This window comes from Streptomyces sp. NPDC005303, assembly GCF_040607335.1.
Classification (GTDB): Bacteria; Actinomycetota; Actinomycetes; order Streptomycetales; family Streptomycetaceae; genus Streptomyces.
Genome location: NZ_JBEXGM010000036.1, coordinates 1 through 17,268 on the forward strand (window position 1 = coordinate 1; position 17,268 = coordinate 17,268).

Here is a 17,268-nt window from a genome sequence, read left to right on the forward strand (position 1 = left end):
CCGACACCGACAAGGTCAAACCCCTCACACCGACCGGCACTTCCGTCACGTACGACCAGGCCACCGGCAAGGCCAAGGTCACCTGGGCGAAGAACAAGGAGATGGACCTCGCCGGGTACAAGGTCTACCGGCGGCTCAAGGGCACGTCGTACGGCACCAAGCCGCTCACGGTGACGACCGGCACCTCGTACACGGACGCTCCGCCGCCCACCGGCGCGACGTACTACTACGAGGTCCGCGCTCACGACAAGGCGGGCAACACCTCGGGCGGCAGCGCCGACCAGCCCGTCACCACCGTGGACACGACTCCGCCCGCGGCGCCGTTCCTGGAGATGGACGCGTGCCCGGACGACCAGCCCTACGCGGCCCCGGAGCTCGTCACCACCGCGGAGAACCGGGCCGACATCGCCTGGTACGAGCTCCAGCGGCTCGCCCCGGCCACCAACACCTGGGCCACCGTGTACGCCGGCGCCAAGGGTGCGGTCTGCGACACGGGGCAGCCCGCCGACGGCAGCAAGGTCACCTACCGCGGCCGGGCCCGGGACGCCGCCGGGAACTGGTCCGTGTACTCGGCGGCCACACCGTTCACCACCTTCGACATGACCCCGCCGGCGACCGCCGCCGACGCCCGCGTCGAGTACCGCTCGGGCGTCCCGCACCTGCTCTGGTCGGCCGTCGACGGGGCCGCGCGGTACGAGGTCCTGCAGTACGACCAGGCGACGGGCGGCTGGCTCGACGCGCTGCCCGGCGCGGCCGGCACCACCACGCAGACCGACGTCGTACCGCGCCAACTGGCTGCCGTCGCCGACTCCTACCGGTACGCGGTGCGCGCCCAGGACACGAAGGGCAACGCCTCCGCGCCGGTGGAAATCGCCCTGCACATGGCGGACCGGTCGGAGGCGATCGCCCCGTACGAGACCACCGCGACCCGCTCGGCCGGCGGCGTGTACGTCTCCTGGGCGAGCGCCGACCCGTGGACCCACGACAGCGCCCCGCTGCTCACCTACCGGATCGAGCGGACCGACCCGGCGACCGGCGAGACCGTCGTCGTGGACAAGTGCGGGCCGGACAGCGCGGATCCGTCGGTGGACTGGTGGTGGGCGGGTGACGACGCTCCCTCCTACGCCGGACGCAAGGTCCTGCGCGGCACCTGCCAGGACGTCTCCGGAGCCTCCGAGACGACGTACGAGTACCGGGTCGTCACCGTCGACCCGTACGGACACGCCTCTCGGCCCGGTCCGGCGGCCACTGAGACCACCCCGGACACCAAGCGTCCGGATCCGGTGCAGAACCTGACCGCCGAGCAGGTCCCGCTCGGTGTACGCCTGACCTGGACCCCGCCCGCCGACGACGACGTCTTCACGTACTACGTGTGGCAGGGCGTCACCGACCCGGAGTCCGGCGAGACGGTCTGGAAGCGGAACTGCTGGAGGGGCGAGTCCCTTGCCGAGACCGAGATCCTCTGCCCGACCGTCGCGGACGGCGCGACCCACGTCTACCGGGTGGCCGCCGTCGACGCCCTGTGGGACGAGGGGCCGGACTTCTTCCACACGGCCGACGTCTCCGTGACCCTGCCCGACACCCGGCCGCCCGGCTGGACCGGCACCGAGATCGTCGAGGACAGCTACCCGGACCTGTCCGTCGGCTGCTTCGAGAGCTCCGGCCTCGGGGACTGCCCCCGGTTCACGCGTTACCGCGTGGAGCGCTGGGACCCGGCGACGAGCGCCTACGTCACGCTGACCGAGGGGGCGACGGGCGACACCCACTCCTTCATGGACAAGACCGTCCACGAGGACCGGCTGGCCCTGTACTACTACCGCGTCGTCCTCCTGGACTCCGAGGGCGCCGAGACCGTGGCCCGCTCCACGGCGTACGGCATCTGGGAGTACGAGTTCTGACCGGCAACGGGAAGGGGCCCGGAGAGATCTCCGGGCCCCTTCCTTCAACTGCCGCCTAGTCCTTGGCCTTCTTCGGCCGCCACACCACCAGCGCGCTGGTCTGCTGGACCTCCTGGTACGGCACCAGGTCACGGCGGTACGACGCGTGCACCGCCGCCTCACGCTGCTGGATGGCCGCCGCGGCCCCCTCGACGGCCGCCTGGAGCTCGGCCACCCGGGACTGCAGCGCCGCGACCTGGTTCTCCAGTTCGATGATGCGCTTGATGCCGGCGAGGTTGATGCCCTCGTCCTGCGACAACTGCTGGACGGTGCGCAGCAATTCGATGTCCCGGGCCGAGTAGCGCCGGCCCCGGCCCGCGGTGCGGTCCGGGGACACGAGGCCCAGGCGGTCGTACTGACGCAGCGTCTGCGGGTGCAGGCCGGAGAGCTGGGCCGCCACCGAAATGACGTAGACCGGGGTTTCCTCGGTCAGTTCATACGGGTTCCGTCGACGACCGTCCATCTCCGTCATGCTCCTTTCGCGGCCTGGAACAGCTCCGCCCGTGGATCCTCACCCACGGTCGCCTCGCGATACGCCTCCAGCGCGTCACGAGCCTTCCCCGACAGCTCGGTCGGGACACTCACCTCGACGGTGACCAGCAGGTCGCCCCGGGTGCCGTCCTTGCGGACCGCGCCCTTGCCCCGCGCCCGCATGGTGCGGCCGTTGGGCGTGCCCGGGGGCAGCTTCAGCGTCACGGCGGGGCCGCCCAGTGTCGGCACCCTGACCTCGCCGCCGAGCGCCGCCTCCGAGAAGGTCACCGGGACCGTCACCGTGAGGTTGTCGCCCTTGCGGCCGAAGACGGGGTGCGCGGCGACGTGCACGGTGACGTACAGGTCGCCCGCGGGGCCGCCGCGTTCGCCCGGCGCCCCCTTTCCGCGCAGCCGGATCCGCTGGCTGTCCGACACCCCGGCCGGGATGCGGACCTGCATGGTGCGGGAGGACTTCGCCCGCCCGGAGCCCTTGCAGATCTCGCAGGGGTTCTCCGCGATCAGGCCGCGGCCCTTGCAGTCGGGGCAGGGGTCCGTGAGGGAGAACCCTCCGCCGGAGCCCCTCGCCACCTGGCCGGTGCCCACACACGTCGGGCACACGCGCGGGTTGCCGTTGGCGTCGCCGGTGCCCGAACAGGCCTTGCAGGGGGCCTGCGAGGACATCCTGAGCGGGACCGTCGCGCCCTCGATCGCCTCGGTGAAGCTGAGGGTGACCTCGGTGTCGATGTCCTGCCCGCGCCGGGGCTGGACGCGCGTGGTTCCGGAGCTGCCCCGGTTGAACAGGCCCCCGAAGACGTCTCCGAGTCCACCGCCGAAGCCGCCGGCTCCCTGGCCCCCGCCCTGGGCGCCGCCTCCGAAGAGGTCGCCCAGGTCGAAGTTGAAGGAGCCGCCCGCGCCGCCCGGACCCGGGCGGAAGCCGCCGTTGCCGAACAGGGCGCGGGCCTCGTCGTACTCCTTGCGCTTCTTGGGGTCACCGAGGACGTCGTTCGCCTCGGAGATCTCCTTGAAGCGCTCCTCGGCCTTGGTGTTGCCCTTGTTGGCGTCCGGGTGGAACTCGCGGGCGAGTTTCCGGTACGCCTTCTTGATCTCGGCCTCGGTGGCGTCCTTGGGGACGCCGAGGACCTTGTAGTAGTCCTTCTCGATGAAGTCCTTGGTGCTCATCCTCGACGCGCCCCCTTTCCGGTGTCCCGATCGTTCTCTTCGACCTCAGCCCTCCTCAGGGCCGTTGTCCTTGTCGTCGCCGGCCTCGGACCCGTCCTCGGCCTTGACGGTCTGCGCGCCCGGCTGCGGTTCGGCGACGGCCACCCGCGCGGGGCGGATGGTGCGCTCGCCGATGCGATACCCAGGCTGCAGAATCGCCACGCACGTCGTCTCGGTGACATCCGGCGCGTAACTGTGCATCAGGGCCTCGTGGATCGTCGGGTCGAAGGGCTCGCCCTCCTTGCCGAACTGCTGCAGGCCCATCTTCGCCGCGACGGTCTCCAGGGACTCCGCGACGGACTTGAACCCGCCGAGCAGTTCCCCGTGTTCGCGCGCGCGGCCGATGTCGTCGAGCGTGGGCAGGAGTTCGGTCAGGAGGTTCGCGATGGCGATCTCCTTGACCGTGATCCGGTCCCGCTCCACCCGGCGTCGGTAGTTCTGGAACTCGGCCTGGAGCCGCTGGAGGTCCGCGGTGCGCTCGTCGAGCGCCTTGCGCGACTGGTCCAGCTGGGCCGTCAGACCGGCGATCTGCGCTGTTGCGTCCCCGGCCGGGGCCGCCCCTTCCTGGGGGGCGGCCTTCGGCTCGGCGTCGTCGGGGGTGGCGCCGGAGGGGACGTCGGGCTTCTCGTCGAAGCCCGGGGTCTCCTCCGTCACGCGGCACCGTCCTTGCGCTCGTCGTCCACGATCTCGGCGTCCACGACGTCGTCGTCCGCCTTGGCCTGCGAGGCGCCCTCACCGGACTCGTCGCCGCCGGCGGCCTGTCCGGCCTGGGCGTCGGCGTACATGGCCTGGCCGACCTTCTGGGAGACCGCGGCGACCTTCTCGGTGGCGGTGCGGATCTCCGCGGTGTCCTCGCCCTTGAGCGCGGCCTTCAGCTCCTCGACGGCGGCCTCGACCTCGGTCTTGACCTCGCCGGGGACCTTGTCCTCGTTGTCCTTGAGGAACTTCTCCGTCTGGTAGACGAGCTGCTCGCCCTGGTTGCGGGTCTCGGCGGCCTCGCGGCGGCGGTGGTCCTCCTCCGCGTACTGCTCGGCCTCCTGGCGCATCCGGTCGACCTCGTCCTTCGGCAGCGAGGAGCCGCCGGTGACGGTCATCTTCTGCTCCTTGCCCGTGCCCAGGTCCTTCGCGGTCACGTGCATGATGCCGTTGGCGTCGATGTCGAAGGCGACCTCGATCTGCGGGACACCGCGCGGGGCCGGCGGCAGACCGGTCAGCTCGAACATCCCGAGCTTCTTGTTGTACGCCGCGATCTCGCGCTCGCCCTGGTAGACCTGGATCTGCACGGAGGGCTGGTTGTCCTCGGCGGTGGTGAAGATCTCGGACCGCTTGGTCGGGATCGTGGTGTTGCGCTCGATGAGCTTGGTCATGATGCCGCCCTTGGTCTCGATACCAAGGGACAGCGGGGTCACGTCGAGGAGCAGGACGTCCTTGACCTCACCCTTGAGGACACCGGCCTGCAGGGCGGCGCCGATGGCGACGACCTCGTCCGGGTTGACGCCCTTGTTGGCGTCCTTGCCCCCGGTGAGCTCCTTGACGAGCTCGGCCACGGCGGGCATGCGGGTGGAGCCACCGACGAGGACGACGTGGTCGATCTCGTTGATGGAGACGCCCGCGTCCTTCATGACGTTGAAGAACGGGGTCTTGCAGCGCTCCAGGAGGTCCGCGGTCAGCTGCTGGAACTGAGCCCGGGTGAGTTTCTCGTCCAGGTGCAGCGGGCCCTCGGCGGAGGCGGTGATGTAGGGCAGGTTGATCGAGGTCTCCGTCGAGGAGGACAGCTCGATCTTCGCCTTCTCGGCGGCCTCACGCAGACGCTGCAGCGCCATCTTGTCCTTGGCGAGGTCCACGCCGTGACCGGACTTGAACTGCTGCACCAGGTAGTCGACGACCCGCTGGTCCCAGTCGTCACCACCGAGGTGGTTGTCACCGTTGGTGGCCTTCACCTCGACGACGCCGTCGCCGATCTCCAGGAGGGACACGTCGAAGGTGCCGCCACCGAGGTCGAAGACGAGGATCGTCTGGTCGTCCTTGTCGAGGCCGTACGCGAGCGCGGCCGCGGTGGGCTCGTTGACGATGCGCAGGACGTTCAGGCCCGCGATCTCGCCGGCCTCCTTCGTCGCCTGACGCTCGGAGTCGTTGAAGTACGCCGGGACGGTGATGACCGCGTCGGTCACCTTCTCGCCCAGGTAGGACTCGGCGTCCCGCTTCAACTTCTGGAGGATGAAGGCGGAGATCTGCTGCGGGTTGAAGGGCTTCCCGTCCAGCTCCATCTTCCAGTCGGTGCCCATGTGCCGCTTCACCGAACGGATGGTCCGGTCCACGTTGGTGACCGCCTGGCGCTTGGCCACCTCGCCGACCAGCACTTCGCCGTTCTTCGCGAAGGCGACGACGGACGGCGTGGTCCTGGCACCCTCGGCGTTGGTGATGACGGTGGGCTCGCCGCCTTCGAGAACGCTGACGACGGAGTTAGTCGTGCCCAGGTCGATGCCGACCGCACGTGCCATGGTTGATTCCTCCAGCTGACTTGAGTGGAACAGGCTCAAGTGTGCACGACACCTCCCGCTCGGTCAACAGACCTGAGTCGCGCGGACTCAACTCTTATCCGTTCCTTACACGCAACTGGGTTCTGACCTGCGTCGATACCGAACGAGGAGCGCTGTTGGGTCTCACACGAAGGAGTGCGAGGACGACGACCAGAGCGCCTCCCGCGACCCAGAGGGCGCCCGTCGCGGCGATCCAGCCGAGGTGCACCAGGACCCCGACGAGTACCCCGCCGAAGGCCTCGACACCGAGGACCACGGACGCCCCCTGCACAGTGAGCCCGAGCCGCCGCAGCCGGTGGGCGAGATGGTCGGGGGCGGCCCGCAGCAGCGGCCGCCCGGAGAGTCCCCGGGCCAAAACGACGAGCACGACGTCGGCGCTCACCACCGCCGTCAGCGCGAACAACACCCCTGCCCCGGAGCCCAGTTCCTGCCCCGCGCGGGTCGTCACGGCCGCGGCCGCCAGCACGAAACCGGTGAACAGCGAGCCGCACGCGCCGAGTCCCGCGCGCGCGGGATGCCAGTTGTGCATCAGGAACCCCGTCAGCGCTGCCGCCAGCACGCTCAGCAGCACGGCGAGCCCGTCCATCACCTCGGCCGCCGCCAGGACCCCCGCCCCGAAGGCGGTGACGACACCGACGGTCCCGGCGAGTCCGTCGGCGTGGTCCAGCGCCTTGAACCCGAGAGCGACGAAGACGATCCAGCCGACCGCGAGAATCCCGGCGGGCACCCCGGTCTCCTCGTACGGCACGACACACGCCGCCGCCACGGCCGTACCGCCCACGAGGAACCGCGCCTTGACCCGCCGCACGTCGGCGACGAGCCCTAGGAGGGCCACGCCGGCCCCGGCGACGAGCAGCCGTCCGGCCTCGGGGCCCAGCGGGGTGACGCCGCGCCAGTCCCCGACGAACGCCACCCCACAGGTGGCGGCCACCATCGCGACGCCGCCGGACAGCGGCATCGGCCGTCGCCATCGCCGGTCGACGATGCCGAGGCGCAGGGCGGCCACTCGCAGCACGGCGGTGAGCACGGCGGCGAGGAGCAGGGCGGAGGTGGCGGCAAGGATCCCGTAGAGCACGAGCCTAAATTAGCGCCGTATGTACCAATTCATCACGAATAACACGATCGGGTTTTAAGGTAACCCTCAGCGATTCAGATCACCCCCTGCCCGGATACATTGCGACGGATGATGGGGGTAGTCTCAGACGGACTGCATAAGTTACCGCTTAGTAATGACGAGGTCCCTTCTCACGGATCCCTCGTAGACCCCTCGCAGGCCCGAGGAGCCCCGAAATGCAACTCGCCGCGATCATCGTGTCGCTGGTACTGATCGTGGTCGGCGTGGCCCTGTTCGCCCGCGCCCTCCTCCAGATCTACACCTTCATGCGGCTCGGTCAGGACGTGCCCGCGGGCACCCGTACCGACGAACCCGGCCGGCGCACCGTCACCGTGGCCAAGGAGTTCCTCGGCCACACCCGGATGAACCGTTGGGGCATCGTCGGTGTCGCGCACTGGTTCGTGGCGGTGGGCTTCTTCACCCTGCTGCTGACGATCGTCAACGCCATCGGGCAGCTGTTCCAGGCCGACTGGCTCCTGCCGGTTCTCGGCGACTGGGCGCCGTACAACGTCTTCGTCGAGTTCATCGGCACCATGACGGTCCTCGGCATCCTGGTACTGATCGCCATCCGGCAGCTGAGCCACCCGCGCAGGCCGGACCGCAAGTCCCGCTTCGCCGGCTCCAACTTCGGCCAGGCGTACTTCGTCGAGACCGTCATCCTCGTCGTCGGCGTCTGCATCTTCATGCTGCACGCGCTGGAAGGCGCCCAGCACCACGTGGACGGCTACGAGGCCTCCTTCTTCATCTCGTACCCGGTGGTGCACTGGCTCGAGGGCATGGACGTCTCGACGCTCCAGAACCTCACGTACTTCTTCGCCGGACTGAAGATCGCCACCTCGTTCATCTGGATGATCGTGGTCGCCCTGAAGACCGACATGGGTGTGGCCTGGCACCGCTTCCTCGCGTTCCCGAACATCTGGTTCAAGCGGAACGCGACGGGTGAGACCTCGCTCGGCGCCCTGCTCCCGATGACCTCCGGCGGCAAGCCGATCGACTTCACCGACCCCGGTGACGACGACGTCTTCGGTGTCTCCCAGGTCGAGCAGTTCTCCTGGAAGGGCCTGCTGGACTTCTCCACCTGCACCGAGTGCGGCCGCTGCCAGTCGCAGTGCCCCGCCTGGAACACCGGCAAGCCGCTCTCCCCGAAGCTCCTGATCATGTCCCTGCGCGACCACGCGCACGCCAAGGCGCCATACCTGCTCGCGGGTGGCGGCAAGACCATGGAGGGCGAGGAGAAGGCGTCCGAGGAGCAGCTGGCCGGAGTGCCCGCCGCGGCCCTCGCGGAGGCCGAGCGCCCGCTGATCGGGACCGCCGAGGAGAACGGCGTCATCGACCCGGACGTCCTGTGGTCCTGCACCACCTGCGGCGCCTGCGTGGAGCAGTGCCCGGTGGACATCGAGCACGTCGACCACATCGTCGACATGCGCCGCTACCAGGTGATGATCGAGAGCGCGTTCCCGTCCGAGGCGGGCACCATGCTCAAGAACCTGGAGAAGAAGGGCAACCCCTGGGGCCTGGCCAAGAAGCAGCGCCTGGAGTGGCTCAAGGAGGTCGAGTTCGAGGTTCCGGTCGTCGGCCAGGACATCGAGGACCTCACCGAGGTCGAGTACCTGTACTGGGTCGGCTGCGCGGGCGCCCTCGAGGACCGCGCGAAGAAGACCACGAAGGCGTTCGCCGAGCTCCTCCACATCGCGGGCGTCAAGTTCGCGATCATGGGCGGCGACGAGAAGTGCACCGGCGACTCCGCCCGCCGCCTCGGCAACGAGCCCCTGTTCCAGGAGCTCGGCATGGAGAACGTCATGGCGCTGAACATGGCGTTCGGCGAGGAGCTCGACGACGACGGCAAGGTGGTCGCCGAGTCCGCCAAGCCGAAGTCCGCGAAGAAGATCGTCGCGACCTGCCCGCACTGCCTCAACACGATCGGCAACGAGTACCCGCAGCTCGGTGGCGACTACGAGGTCATCCACCACACCCAGCTGCTCCAGCACCTCGTCGACGAGGGCAAGCTGGTCCCGGTCACCCCGGTCGAGGGCATCATCACCTACCACGACCCGTGCTACCTGGGCCGCCACAACAAGATCTACACGCCCCCGCGCGAGATCATCGCTGGCGTCCCGGGCCTGCGCAACGAGGAGATGCACCGCCACAAGGAGCGCGGCTTCTGCTGCGGTGCCGGTGGCGCGCGGATGTGGATGGAGGAGCGGATCGGCAAGCGCATCAACAACGAGCGCGTCGACGAAGCCCTCTCCGTGAACCCGGACATCGTCTCGACGGCCTGCCCGTTCTGCCTGGTCATGCTCACCGACTCGGTCAACGGCAAGAAGAACGACGGCAAGGCCAAGGAGTCCATCCAGGTCGTCGACGTCGCCCAGCTGCTGCTGCAGTCCGTGAAGACCCCGGTCGACCCGGCCGGCGAGGAAGCGGCGGAGAGCGAGCCGGAGCCGGAGCCGGTGAAGTAGCGGTCACCGTAGCGCCGTTCGGAGCCCCCAGGTCCCACCGGACCTGGGGGCTCCGGCGCGTCGGCGTTCAGAAGTGGGTGGCGATCCCGAAGACCCGGCGGAGCTGTGCCATGTCGTGCCGGTCACGCTCCGAGGGCTCATACCCCTGGTGGAACCAGACCTGCTGCTCGGCCGAGAGACACGGGACGGGCGTCCCGCCGACGGTCCCGGTCACGAAGGCGGAGGCCGGGTAGATGAAGGGCCGCTCCGGCTCCCCTGATGCCTGAACGGCGGAACCGTCCCCTGCGAAGACCAGCGGATGCAGATCGACCTCCCGTCCGCCGGGAGCGGTGAGCACGAACCGCACGGGCCGCCAGTCGAGGCTCTCCGCGAACCCGGCCGCGGCCAGCGCCGCCACGACGGCCGGCTCCTGTTCCTGCCGGTGCATCAGATCCAGGTCGCGGTGGTCCCGGGTCTGCACGCCGACCAGGGCGTCGATCCCCCACCCGCCCCCGATCCAGACCTCCGCCCCGGCCCGCCGCAACAGGTCCAGGATGTGCAATACGTCGTCCGCGTGCATCACTTGACTCCTGGGTCGTACGGGACTGTCGCCACCTGTCGAACACGTGCATCATTACCGGGGTCGTTGTCGATGATGCTGACGAGGTGAGCGGTGCGCATGCGGATCGGGCTGCTCGGGTGGATCGGGCGGCGCATGCGGATCGGGCTGCTCGGGTGGAGAGACGTGACGGGTACGACACCCCCGGGCGGCCCCCTCGTCACTGCCGCCCTCGCCGCCGCCCTCCTCCTCGCCGCCTGCGGCCCCACCCGGCACACCGGCTCCGCGGACCCCACCCCGGCACGGCCCGCCGACGCCCCGCCCCGGCTCCCCGTCCCCCAGGGGAAGGGCAGCAGGACCCCGGACGACTTCAACGGCGACGGCCACCGCGACCTCGTCCTGGGCGACCTGGTCAAGGAGCAGGCCCACGCCGACGACCCCGGCATCGGCATCGTCTACGGCAGCGGACGCGGACTCGTCCCGGGCACCCGGCAGTTGATCTCCCCGGGCCGGCAGGGCGCGGTCACCGACGGCCGACTCCCCGCCCTGTTCGACGCGGAGGCCACCTGCGACCTGGACAAGGACGGCTTCATGGACCTCCTCGTCTCCACCGACCCGCCCTACGACGGCCAGGGCCGGCCCCCGGTCCCGCTCCAGATCCTCTTCGGCTCCCCGACCGGCCTGGCCGGCAAGGCCGTTCACCTCACCGTCCCGGCCGCCGCCCGCTTCGGCAACGACTGGCCGGACCAGCCTGTCTGCGGCGACTTCGACGGGGACGGCGCGAAGGACCTCGTCCTGCACGCCAGTGGTGGCCATCTCACCTACCTGCGCGGCCCGTTCACCCGCGAAGGCACACCGAGCGGGGCCGACGCCCCCATCCCGTCACCGGGCGAGGTCCCCACGGGCCCGGCCGCCGACGTCGACCGCGACGGCTACGACGACCTGATCGTCCGTACGGCCCAGGGCACCGGCCCCTCCGCCGTGGTCCTCGGCGGCCCGGCGGGCCCCACCCGCACCGGAGCCGCCCTGCCGTCCGGCATCGACGTGGCCCTCGGCTCCTTCGGCCACGGCAAGGCCCTGGACGCGGCGGTCGGTGCCATAGGCGGAACGTCTCTGCGCTACGACCTCCCCACCGCCGTACGCGGAAGCCTGGATGCGGCGGGCTCGGTGCTCGACGCGGCCGACTTCGACGGGGACGGCCGGTCCGAACTGGTCTCCAGCGGCTCGCGACTTCGGATCTTCCCAGGCCGTACGACCGGACTGTCCCCGAAGGGAACGGTGACCGTGGAACCCCCCGCCGCCGGCACCACCCGGGTCGTCGCGGTCGGCGATTTCGACGGCGACGGAAGGGCGGACCTGGCAGTGCGGACGTATCAGAGCGAGACGAAGGACGTCGTCGCCGTCTTCACCGGCGCGAAGAAGGGCCTCGTCAGCCCCGCGCCGACCGTCACGTTCTCGACGTCCGCGTTCCTCACAAGCCCCGTAGGGGACGGATGAGAGCTCCCTTAAGGGATGTCACAGCTCGGCAGCAAAGCCGTCCCCGAAACGCCCGGCCGCGCCCGTCACTCTCCAGGACCAGGTACGTTCGAAGACGTGGCTGGATTCAGGATCGGACGCGGCCGGGACAACGGCGCTCCTCACGCGCGACCGCAACAACCTCCGTACGGGCAGCAGGCGCCCCAGGGACAGCCGTACGGCTATCCCCCCGCGCCGCAGCCCCACCCGGGCCAGTGGACCCAGGGCGGCGCCGGGGGCTACGACGAGCCGGAGTACTTCGGCGACGGCTCGGGCGCCCCGCATCCGCAGGGCGGCCATGACCCGTACGCGGCGAACAACCCGGGCCACACCCAGGCGTTCTCGGTCGGTGAGGACCCCTACACCCCGGGCGGCACCTACCGCGCGGGCTCGGCCCCGGCGGGCCCCGTGGGTCCCCGCCTGCACTGGAAGGAACTCCTGAAGGGCGTCCTGTTCTCCCCCAGGCAGACCTTCCTCCAGATGCGGGACTACACGATGTGGGGCCCTGCCCTCGTCGTGACCTTCCTCTACGGCCTGCTCGCGGTCTTCGGCTTCGAGGGCGCCCGAGAGGACGCGATCAACGCCACCCTGTCGAACGCGATCCCGATCGTCCTGACCACGGCCGTCGCCATGGTCCTTTCGGCCTTCGTCCTGGGCGTCGTCACCCACGCCCTGGCACGCCAGCTCGGCGGCGACGGCGCGTGGCAGCCCACGGTCGGCCTCTCCATGCTGATCATGTCCCTGACCGACGCCCCCCGTCTGATCGTGGCCATGTTCTTCGGCGGCGACGCGTCCTTCGTCCAGCTCCTGGGCTGGGCGACCTGGGTGGCGGCCGGCGCCCTGCTGACCCTCATGGTCAAGGCCTCCCACGACCTCCCCTGGCCGAAGGCCCTCGGCGCGTCGGCGATCCAGCTGATCGCCCTGCTGTCGATCGTGAAGCTGGGCACGTTCTAGCGTTCCGGCGTTTTCGACGGAAAGGGCTCCCGGTACCGACCGGGAGCCCTTTCCGCTGTCGTACGGCCCCTCGGTCAGATCCCCTGAGCCGGCTGCCTTCCGATACGGTCCCGGGCCATGACGAGGAGTGACGACGGTGTGCCGGAGAAGGTGGCGTGGGTCCTGGTCCGGGACGGCCGGGTGCTGGTGACGCGCAGTCACGGCAGAGACCGCTTCTACCTCCCGGGCGGTCATCGCGAACCGGGCGAGTCCGACAGCGAGACCCTGGTGCGGGAGATCGACGAGGAACTGCGGGCTGCCATCGACCCCGCCTCCATGGTGCTCTTCGGCACGTTCGAGATCGGTCAGGACCATCCGGAGCACGGCCCCTTCCGGATGATCTGTTACACCGCCGATCACCGCGGTGAACTGACCCCGTCACGCGAGATCGCCGAGAAGGCGTGGTTCCGCCACGCCGACCGGGACCGCGTCTCAGCTGTCGACGAGATGGTCTTCGACGCGCTGCACGCGGCGGGGTGGCTCACCTGACCCCACGAGAGGAGCTGGGGGGTGCCTGGGCCTGAGCCAAGCCGTCCCCACCCCGCCCGTGATGCGCAGCCGGATCCACGTCTCGGATACTCGGGACGCTCAAGAGGCTTGCTGTCCCTCGGGGCAGCACGTGGATCAGGGAGACAACTTGCTGGCGAATCTGCTGCCAGGCCTGCGCGACGTCCGAGCTCCGCTCTCGACGGGATGCATCTGGCTCCTGACGCTCTGGCTGATCTTGGAGGACCGCGTTCCGACGCCCCAGAACGCTCACGGCGTCTGGGCTTCGCTGTATCGCCTCGGGAACTTGACAGGCCCTGCCGGAGTGCTCGCGGCCGGGGCGTTCCTCGCCTACCTCATCGGCGCCATGCTTGCCGTTCGAGTAGTCACTGTGAACGCGAGGGAAGCGCCGAAGGTCGCGCGGTTCCGGAGCGGCGGCACAGCCCTCGCGCCTCGCGTGTCACGTCTCGCTTATGACGACCTGGTCAGCTTCCTACAGGATCAGGAACGGCTGCCCCGCCCGGTCCCTGAGGGCACGGCGGCCGCGAACCCCGAGCGCGAGCGTGGGGAACGCCTCGTGGCCGGCCTGGCGGTACGAGACATCCTCGGTGAGACCCGCCAGCTACGGACCAAGCTGCTGATCGCCAGCTACGACTTGTTCAACGAATACGACCGAGCGGTAGGCGAAGCAGAGTTCCGCAAGAACGTCGCCTACGCCCTCCTCGGTCTGACGGCCACGCTCAGTTGGCTGCAATCACCTTGGTGGGCTCTCCTTCTGATTGTTTCCGCCCGGCTCCATGTGGCCGGTGTGGGAAGCGAGCAGGCAGCCAACGACGTCATCGTCCAAGCCGTGGTGGCGGGCCTCATCACCCCGCTCTCCATCACGGGGGCCGCGGGCGTGCCGGCTGTGCCTACGGGACGGAACCAGTGAAGGATCGAGGCACTGTGGAACCAGGTTGCTCAGGGCTCAGTCTCCGACTACGGCACCGCCGGCATGAGCGACCAGTGCCCGGGGCGAGCTGTGCTCGGTGGTGGTGGGTCACCATCGCCGCTCAGAGAGCTTCCCTCGACGGGGTGATCGGCTCCCCCGACTTACGTACGACAGGCAGGACACTCCACGGGAAGTTGATCCAGTCGTCGATCTGAATGACTTACCATGTCCTCTCGACCAGTCCGCACCACCAGGGGGCGGACGCCGCAGGGGGGTCAGGCATGGCAAGGATGTACCCGCGTCTACAGACTGGCATGAGGGTTCTCAAGGCTCGACGGATCAGCCGCGATACCGAGACAAGCTCGGCCCTCGATAGACAGAGAACCGAGATTGACGAAGCACTCGCCGGGACTGGGACCGTGACCGTGGCCGATGTGGTCGACACCACCGTCTCCGGGGCCGTGAACCTCGATGCACGGCCGAAGCTGGGTCAGTGGATGAGAGAACCCCTCTGGCATGAGTGGGACGCCATTGTCGTGACGGCACTGGACCGAATCACTCGGGAACAGTGGCACTGGGAACAGTTCGCGGAGAAGTGTCACCAGGGCGGCAAAGAGATCATCTGCCTTGATGACCCAGCCTTGGACATCCACACGACTACCGGACGCCTGATTGCCTACGTCAAGGCATCCCAGGCCGCCGAGTACAGGCAGGCAGTTTCCCGGAAACGAAAGGGACAGACCGAGTCTTTCCGGCAGGCTGAACTCTGGGGCGGGGGCATCTGGCCTTTCGGATATCGGCCAGTTCCGGTCCCCATGGAAGACGGAAAGATCAGATACAAGCTCTTCCTTGACCCGGTTACTTCCAAGCTGGTTCGAGAGGCATACGACCGGATCGTCAATCAGGGCGATTCCATGGGCAAGATCTGCCGCGACTGGAATGAACGAGGCATCCTGACCTCGAAGGACTATCAGCGGTCTGTGAACGCCGCCGAGCAGAAGGCGGGCGCTCAAGCCAAACTCAGGGGAAGTGTCTGGGCATCCTCGGCTCTGGGTGCCATTCTCCGGAAGCCGACCCTCAAGGGAATCGCAATGCACAAGGGCGAGCCCCTGTTGAAGAAGGGGAGGCCCGTCCAGTGGGCTGAGCCGATTCTTACAGACGAGGAATACGCAAGCCTCCAAAAGATCCTGGACGGATACAAGGAAGCCAAGAATGGAACTAGGCGGAACTCCGATCCGACTTCCGGCCTGTTTCTCTGCCTCTGCGCAGTTAAGCTCTATCCAGACAAGAGGGTAAACAAGAAAACCAGCAAGGGTGTGGTGGTCGGCACCAGGGTTAGCCACTACTACAGGTGCGGATCACGAATCCTTAACGGCAAGGCTTGCGATTACCAAGCATCATGGCCACGCGAACTACTCCTCTCGGAACTCGAATCGGGGTTCCTGCATCGCATCGGGGACAAGGAAGTAAAAACCCGCGTATGGATTCCGGGCACCGATCACCGGAAACAAATCCAGGAACTCAAATCGGCCAACGCGAACCTACTGACCGCAATCAAAACGGCTAAGAGTCCTGCTGTCGTTGCTTCCCTGGTCGAGTCTCAGGAAGAAAATGCAACGCTGCTGGCAGAACTGGAGGCCGAGCCGTACAAGCCCGGTCACTGGCAAGAGCACGGCACTGGAATAACCTACCGGCAGAAGTGGCAATCCATGGAAACCTGGGAGGAACGCGGCCCGTTCTTGCACCGGTCCGGTTTCCGGATGATTCCCATGGACGGCGGTGGCCACGAACCGAGCTTCATGCTAATGGCCCCCGAGGATGCCGGTGACGAGAAAGCCGAATACACCTCAAAGGAATACAACCAAATCATTCACCAGCACGCGATCAAAACGCTAGTGCACCTCGGCAAACTGGCAGCGACTGACAAGGAATAGGCAGAGGGGGAACGCTGCCCCCTACATTGGCCCCGGTCTTCGACCGGGGCTTTTCCATTTCCCCGCTCGGCCCCTGACCGTTTAAACGTCCTTCCTTGAAACCGCCAGGGGTGCACCTGTAGACATGTCTGAGCACACAGAAGCCAGGGCGACACAGGAACGGGCGGAAATTGGCCCACCACTGCCCACAAAGCCCCGGCGAAAGTTGGGCTTTCTCTTTTCCTGCAAACGAATGGAATACCCGTGACCGAGATTTCCCGTGTCGACCATGACTTGTGGCGGCGGACCATATCGCATGACCCGAGGGTGAAGCAGAACACCTATGCCGTCGCCATGGCGTTTGCCATGTTCGGCGACTACACAGACGGAACCGATGTATTTCCGTCCATGGCGACCATAGCCGAAATGGTCGGCCTATCAAGCGCGACGAAGGTTCACCCTCACCGTAAGAAGCTCGTCGAGTACGGCTATCTCACTGACACCGGGGCGCGTTCGCCCGCCGACACGGTTGTCTACCGTCTCACTGCCCCGGCTGAGGTTGTTGCAGCCGTCAAGGCTGGACGGGAAGCACGAAGCCACAGGAGGCCCCAGAGCGGCCCTTCGGGGACCGCTACGGCAAGCCCCGACCTCTCGGCACCTTCGGCCGGAGATCGGCCTTTCACGGCCCCGGTAGGGCCGATTGAGCTTTCCCTAGAGCAGAAGGCTTGGTTCCTGGGCGGGAGCGATGCGCGGTGCTGGCCGTGGGAGGAGATCCCTTACGCCCTGGCCGAGCATGCCTATCGGCTCTACACGGGCGAACAAGCGGCCTAGTGCCGCTACAGGTACAGGGGGTGTCCCCTTACGGGTACAAGGGGTATACCCGAGCGGGTACACAATCTCATAGGGATCTCAATAGAGATCCCATAGCTAATAGCTCATACAGAAGATGTACCCCTTCGGGTACACCTAGCCTTGGCCGATCGGAGAGCGGGCAGTAAGCCAGGCTCCCTAACAGGGCCTGTCTCTGGCCTAGGCCGAAAGCTCGAAGCTGCGAAGCAAAGCCGAGAGCTGACAGAACAAGGCTCCTTCGGCTTACCAGCCTCGGAACCTCTAGCCGCCAAGGCAGAGTGAACGACTCCGTAAGAGTCGGGAG

The 17,268-nt window shown here is 68.0% G+C and carries 14 protein-coding genes and 1 pseudogene; 8 read left to right on the forward strand and 7 right to left on the reverse strand.

Going from position 1 to position 17,268, the window contains the following annotated elements; translation table 11 throughout:
- A partial coding sequence (locus ABZT93_RS33985; protein ID WP_356111946.1) for a hypothetical protein occupies positions 1–1,898 on the forward strand: 1,898 nt, incomplete at its 5' end.
- Between the two features lie 55 nt (positions 1,899–1,953).
- Here the strand turns inward: ABZT93_RS33985 and ABZT93_RS33990 are convergent.
- The 5 genes from ABZT93_RS33990 to ABZT93_RS34010 form a co-directional block, all read right to left on the reverse strand.
- The gene (locus ABZT93_RS33990) at positions 1,954–2,400 is read right to left on the reverse strand and encodes a helix-turn-helix transcriptional regulator (protein ID WP_028807951.1); all 447 of its coding nucleotides are present in this window, start codon (positions 2,398–2,400) and stop codon (positions 1,954–1,956) included.
- Positions 2,401–2,405: 5 nt separating this feature from the next.
- Entirely contained in the window at positions 2,406–3,587 is a 1,182-nt protein-coding gene (dnaJ, locus tag ABZT93_RS33995) for a molecular chaperone DnaJ (protein ID WP_356111948.1), read from the reverse strand.
- A 45-nt stretch (positions 3,588–3,632) separates the two neighbouring features.
- Positions 3,633–4,280 (reverse strand): nucleotide exchange factor GrpE, encoded by a 648-nt coding sequence (gene grpE, locus ABZT93_RS34000; RefSeq protein WP_356111949.1) that lies wholly within the window; start codon positions 4,278–4,280, stop codon positions 3,633–3,635.
- Positions 4,277–6,127 carry a molecular chaperone DnaK gene (dnaK, locus tag ABZT93_RS34005; RefSeq protein WP_356111951.1) on the reverse strand — a complete coding sequence of 617 codons (1,851 nt, stop codon included), beginning with the start codon at positions 6,125–6,127 and terminating at the stop codon, positions 4,277–4,279. The genes grpE and dnaK overlap by 4 nt, the downstream gene beginning before the upstream one ends.
- A gap of 94 nt (positions 6,128–6,221) precedes the next feature.
- The gene (locus tag ABZT93_RS34010; RefSeq protein ID WP_356111953.1) at positions 6,222–7,241 is read right to left on the reverse strand and encodes an MraY family glycosyltransferase; all 1,020 of its coding nucleotides are present in this window, start codon (positions 7,239–7,241) and stop codon (positions 6,222–6,224) included.
- A gap of 215 nt (positions 7,242–7,456) precedes the next feature.
- Here ABZT93_RS34010 and ABZT93_RS34015 point away from each other — a divergent pair, with 215 nt between their 5' ends.
- Positions 7,457–9,739 (forward strand): heterodisulfide reductase-related iron-sulfur binding cluster, encoded by a 2,283-nt coding sequence (locus ABZT93_RS34015; RefSeq protein ID WP_356111955.1) that lies wholly within the window; start codon positions 7,457–7,459, stop codon positions 9,737–9,739.
- Positions 9,740–9,806: 67 nt separating this feature from the next.
- Here ABZT93_RS34015 and ABZT93_RS34020 read toward each other — a convergent pair whose 3' ends face one another.
- Complete coding sequence (locus ABZT93_RS34020; protein ID WP_356111957.1) at positions 9,807–10,298, reverse strand: amino acid transporter; 492 nt, start codon at positions 10,296–10,298, stop codon at positions 9,807–9,809.
- 99 nt (positions 10,299–10,397) lie between these two features.
- On the opposite strand from ABZT93_RS34020, the gene ABZT93_RS34025 reads away from it, so the two are divergent.
- From ABZT93_RS34025 to ABZT93_RS34040, 4 genes are all read left to right on the forward strand, one after another.
- Complete coding sequence (locus tag ABZT93_RS34025; RefSeq protein WP_356111959.1) at positions 10,398–11,774, forward strand: VCBS repeat-containing protein; 1,377 nt, start codon at positions 10,398–10,400, stop codon at positions 11,772–11,774.
- Positions 11,775–11,789: 15 nt separating this feature from the next.
- Positions 11,790–12,746, forward strand: coding sequence for a YIP1 family protein (locus ABZT93_RS34030; RefSeq protein ID WP_356111960.1), 957 nt, complete (start codon positions 11,790–11,792; stop codon positions 12,744–12,746).
- A 117-nt stretch (positions 12,747–12,863) separates the two neighbouring features.
- The gene (locus tag ABZT93_RS34035; protein WP_356111962.1) at positions 12,864–13,274 is read left to right on the forward strand and encodes an NUDIX domain-containing protein; all 411 of its coding nucleotides are present in this window, start codon (positions 12,864–12,866) and stop codon (positions 13,272–13,274) included.
- A gap of 148 nt (positions 13,275–13,422) precedes the next feature.
- Positions 13,423–14,202 (forward strand): hypothetical protein, encoded by a 780-nt coding sequence (locus ABZT93_RS34040; protein WP_356111964.1) that lies wholly within the window; start codon positions 13,423–13,425, stop codon positions 14,200–14,202.
- Between the two features lie 121 nt (positions 14,203–14,323).
- Here ABZT93_RS34040 and ABZT93_RS34045 read toward each other — a convergent pair.
- Positions 14,324–14,410, reverse strand: a pseudogene (locus ABZT93_RS34045) (phosphoribosyltransferase); the annotation flags it as partial.
- Positions 14,411–14,483: 73 nt separating this feature from the next.
- On the opposite strand from ABZT93_RS34045, the gene ABZT93_RS34050 reads away from it, so the two are divergent.
- Both ABZT93_RS34050 and ABZT93_RS34055 read left to right on the forward strand, forming a co-directional pair.
- On the forward strand, positions 14,484–16,136 hold the full coding sequence (locus ABZT93_RS34050; protein ID WP_356111965.1) for a recombinase family protein: 1,653 nt from the start codon (positions 14,484–14,486) through the stop codon (positions 16,134–16,136).
- 243 nt (positions 16,137–16,379) lie between these two features.
- Complete coding sequence (locus tag ABZT93_RS34055; protein ID WP_356111968.1) at positions 16,380–16,946, forward strand: winged helix-turn-helix domain-containing protein; 567 nt, start codon at positions 16,380–16,382, stop codon at positions 16,944–16,946.
- Positions 16,947–17,268 lie beyond the last annotated feature (322 nt).

Excerpts from the sequence above, each read along its gene's own strand:
- ABZT93_RS33990 (WP_028807951.1), bottom strand. The coding sequence starts at position 2,400 with ATGGACGGTCGTCGACGGAACCCGTATGAACTGACCGAGGAAACCCCG.
- dnaJ (WP_356111948.1), bottom strand. The coding sequence starts at position 3,587 with ATGAGCACCAAGGACTTCATCGAGAAGGACTACTACAAGGTCCTCGGC.
- dnaK (WP_356111951.1), bottom strand. The coding sequence starts at position 6,127 with ATGGCACGTGCGGTCGGCATCGACCTGGGCACGACTAACTCCGTCGTC.
- ABZT93_RS34015 (WP_356111955.1), top strand. The coding sequence starts at position 7,457 with ATGCAACTCGCCGCGATCATCGTGTCGCTGGTACTGATCGTGGTCGGC.
- ABZT93_RS34020 (WP_356111957.1), bottom strand. The coding sequence starts at position 10,298 with ATGCACGCGGACGACGTATTGCACATCCTGGACCTGTTGCGGCGGGCC.
- ABZT93_RS34025 (WP_356111959.1), top strand. The coding sequence starts at position 10,398 with ATGCGGATCGGGCTGCTCGGGTGGATCGGGCGGCGCATGCGGATCGGG.
- ABZT93_RS34030 (WP_356111960.1), top strand. The coding sequence starts at position 11,790 with ATGTCACAGCTCGGCAGCAAAGCCGTCCCCGAAACGCCCGGCCGCGCC.
- ABZT93_RS34035 (WP_356111962.1), top strand. The coding sequence starts at position 12,864 with ATGACGAGGAGTGACGACGGTGTGCCGGAGAAGGTGGCGTGGGTCCTG.
- ABZT93_RS34050 (WP_356111965.1), top strand. The coding sequence starts at position 14,484 with ATGGCAAGGATGTACCCGCGTCTACAGACTGGCATGAGGGTTCTCAAG.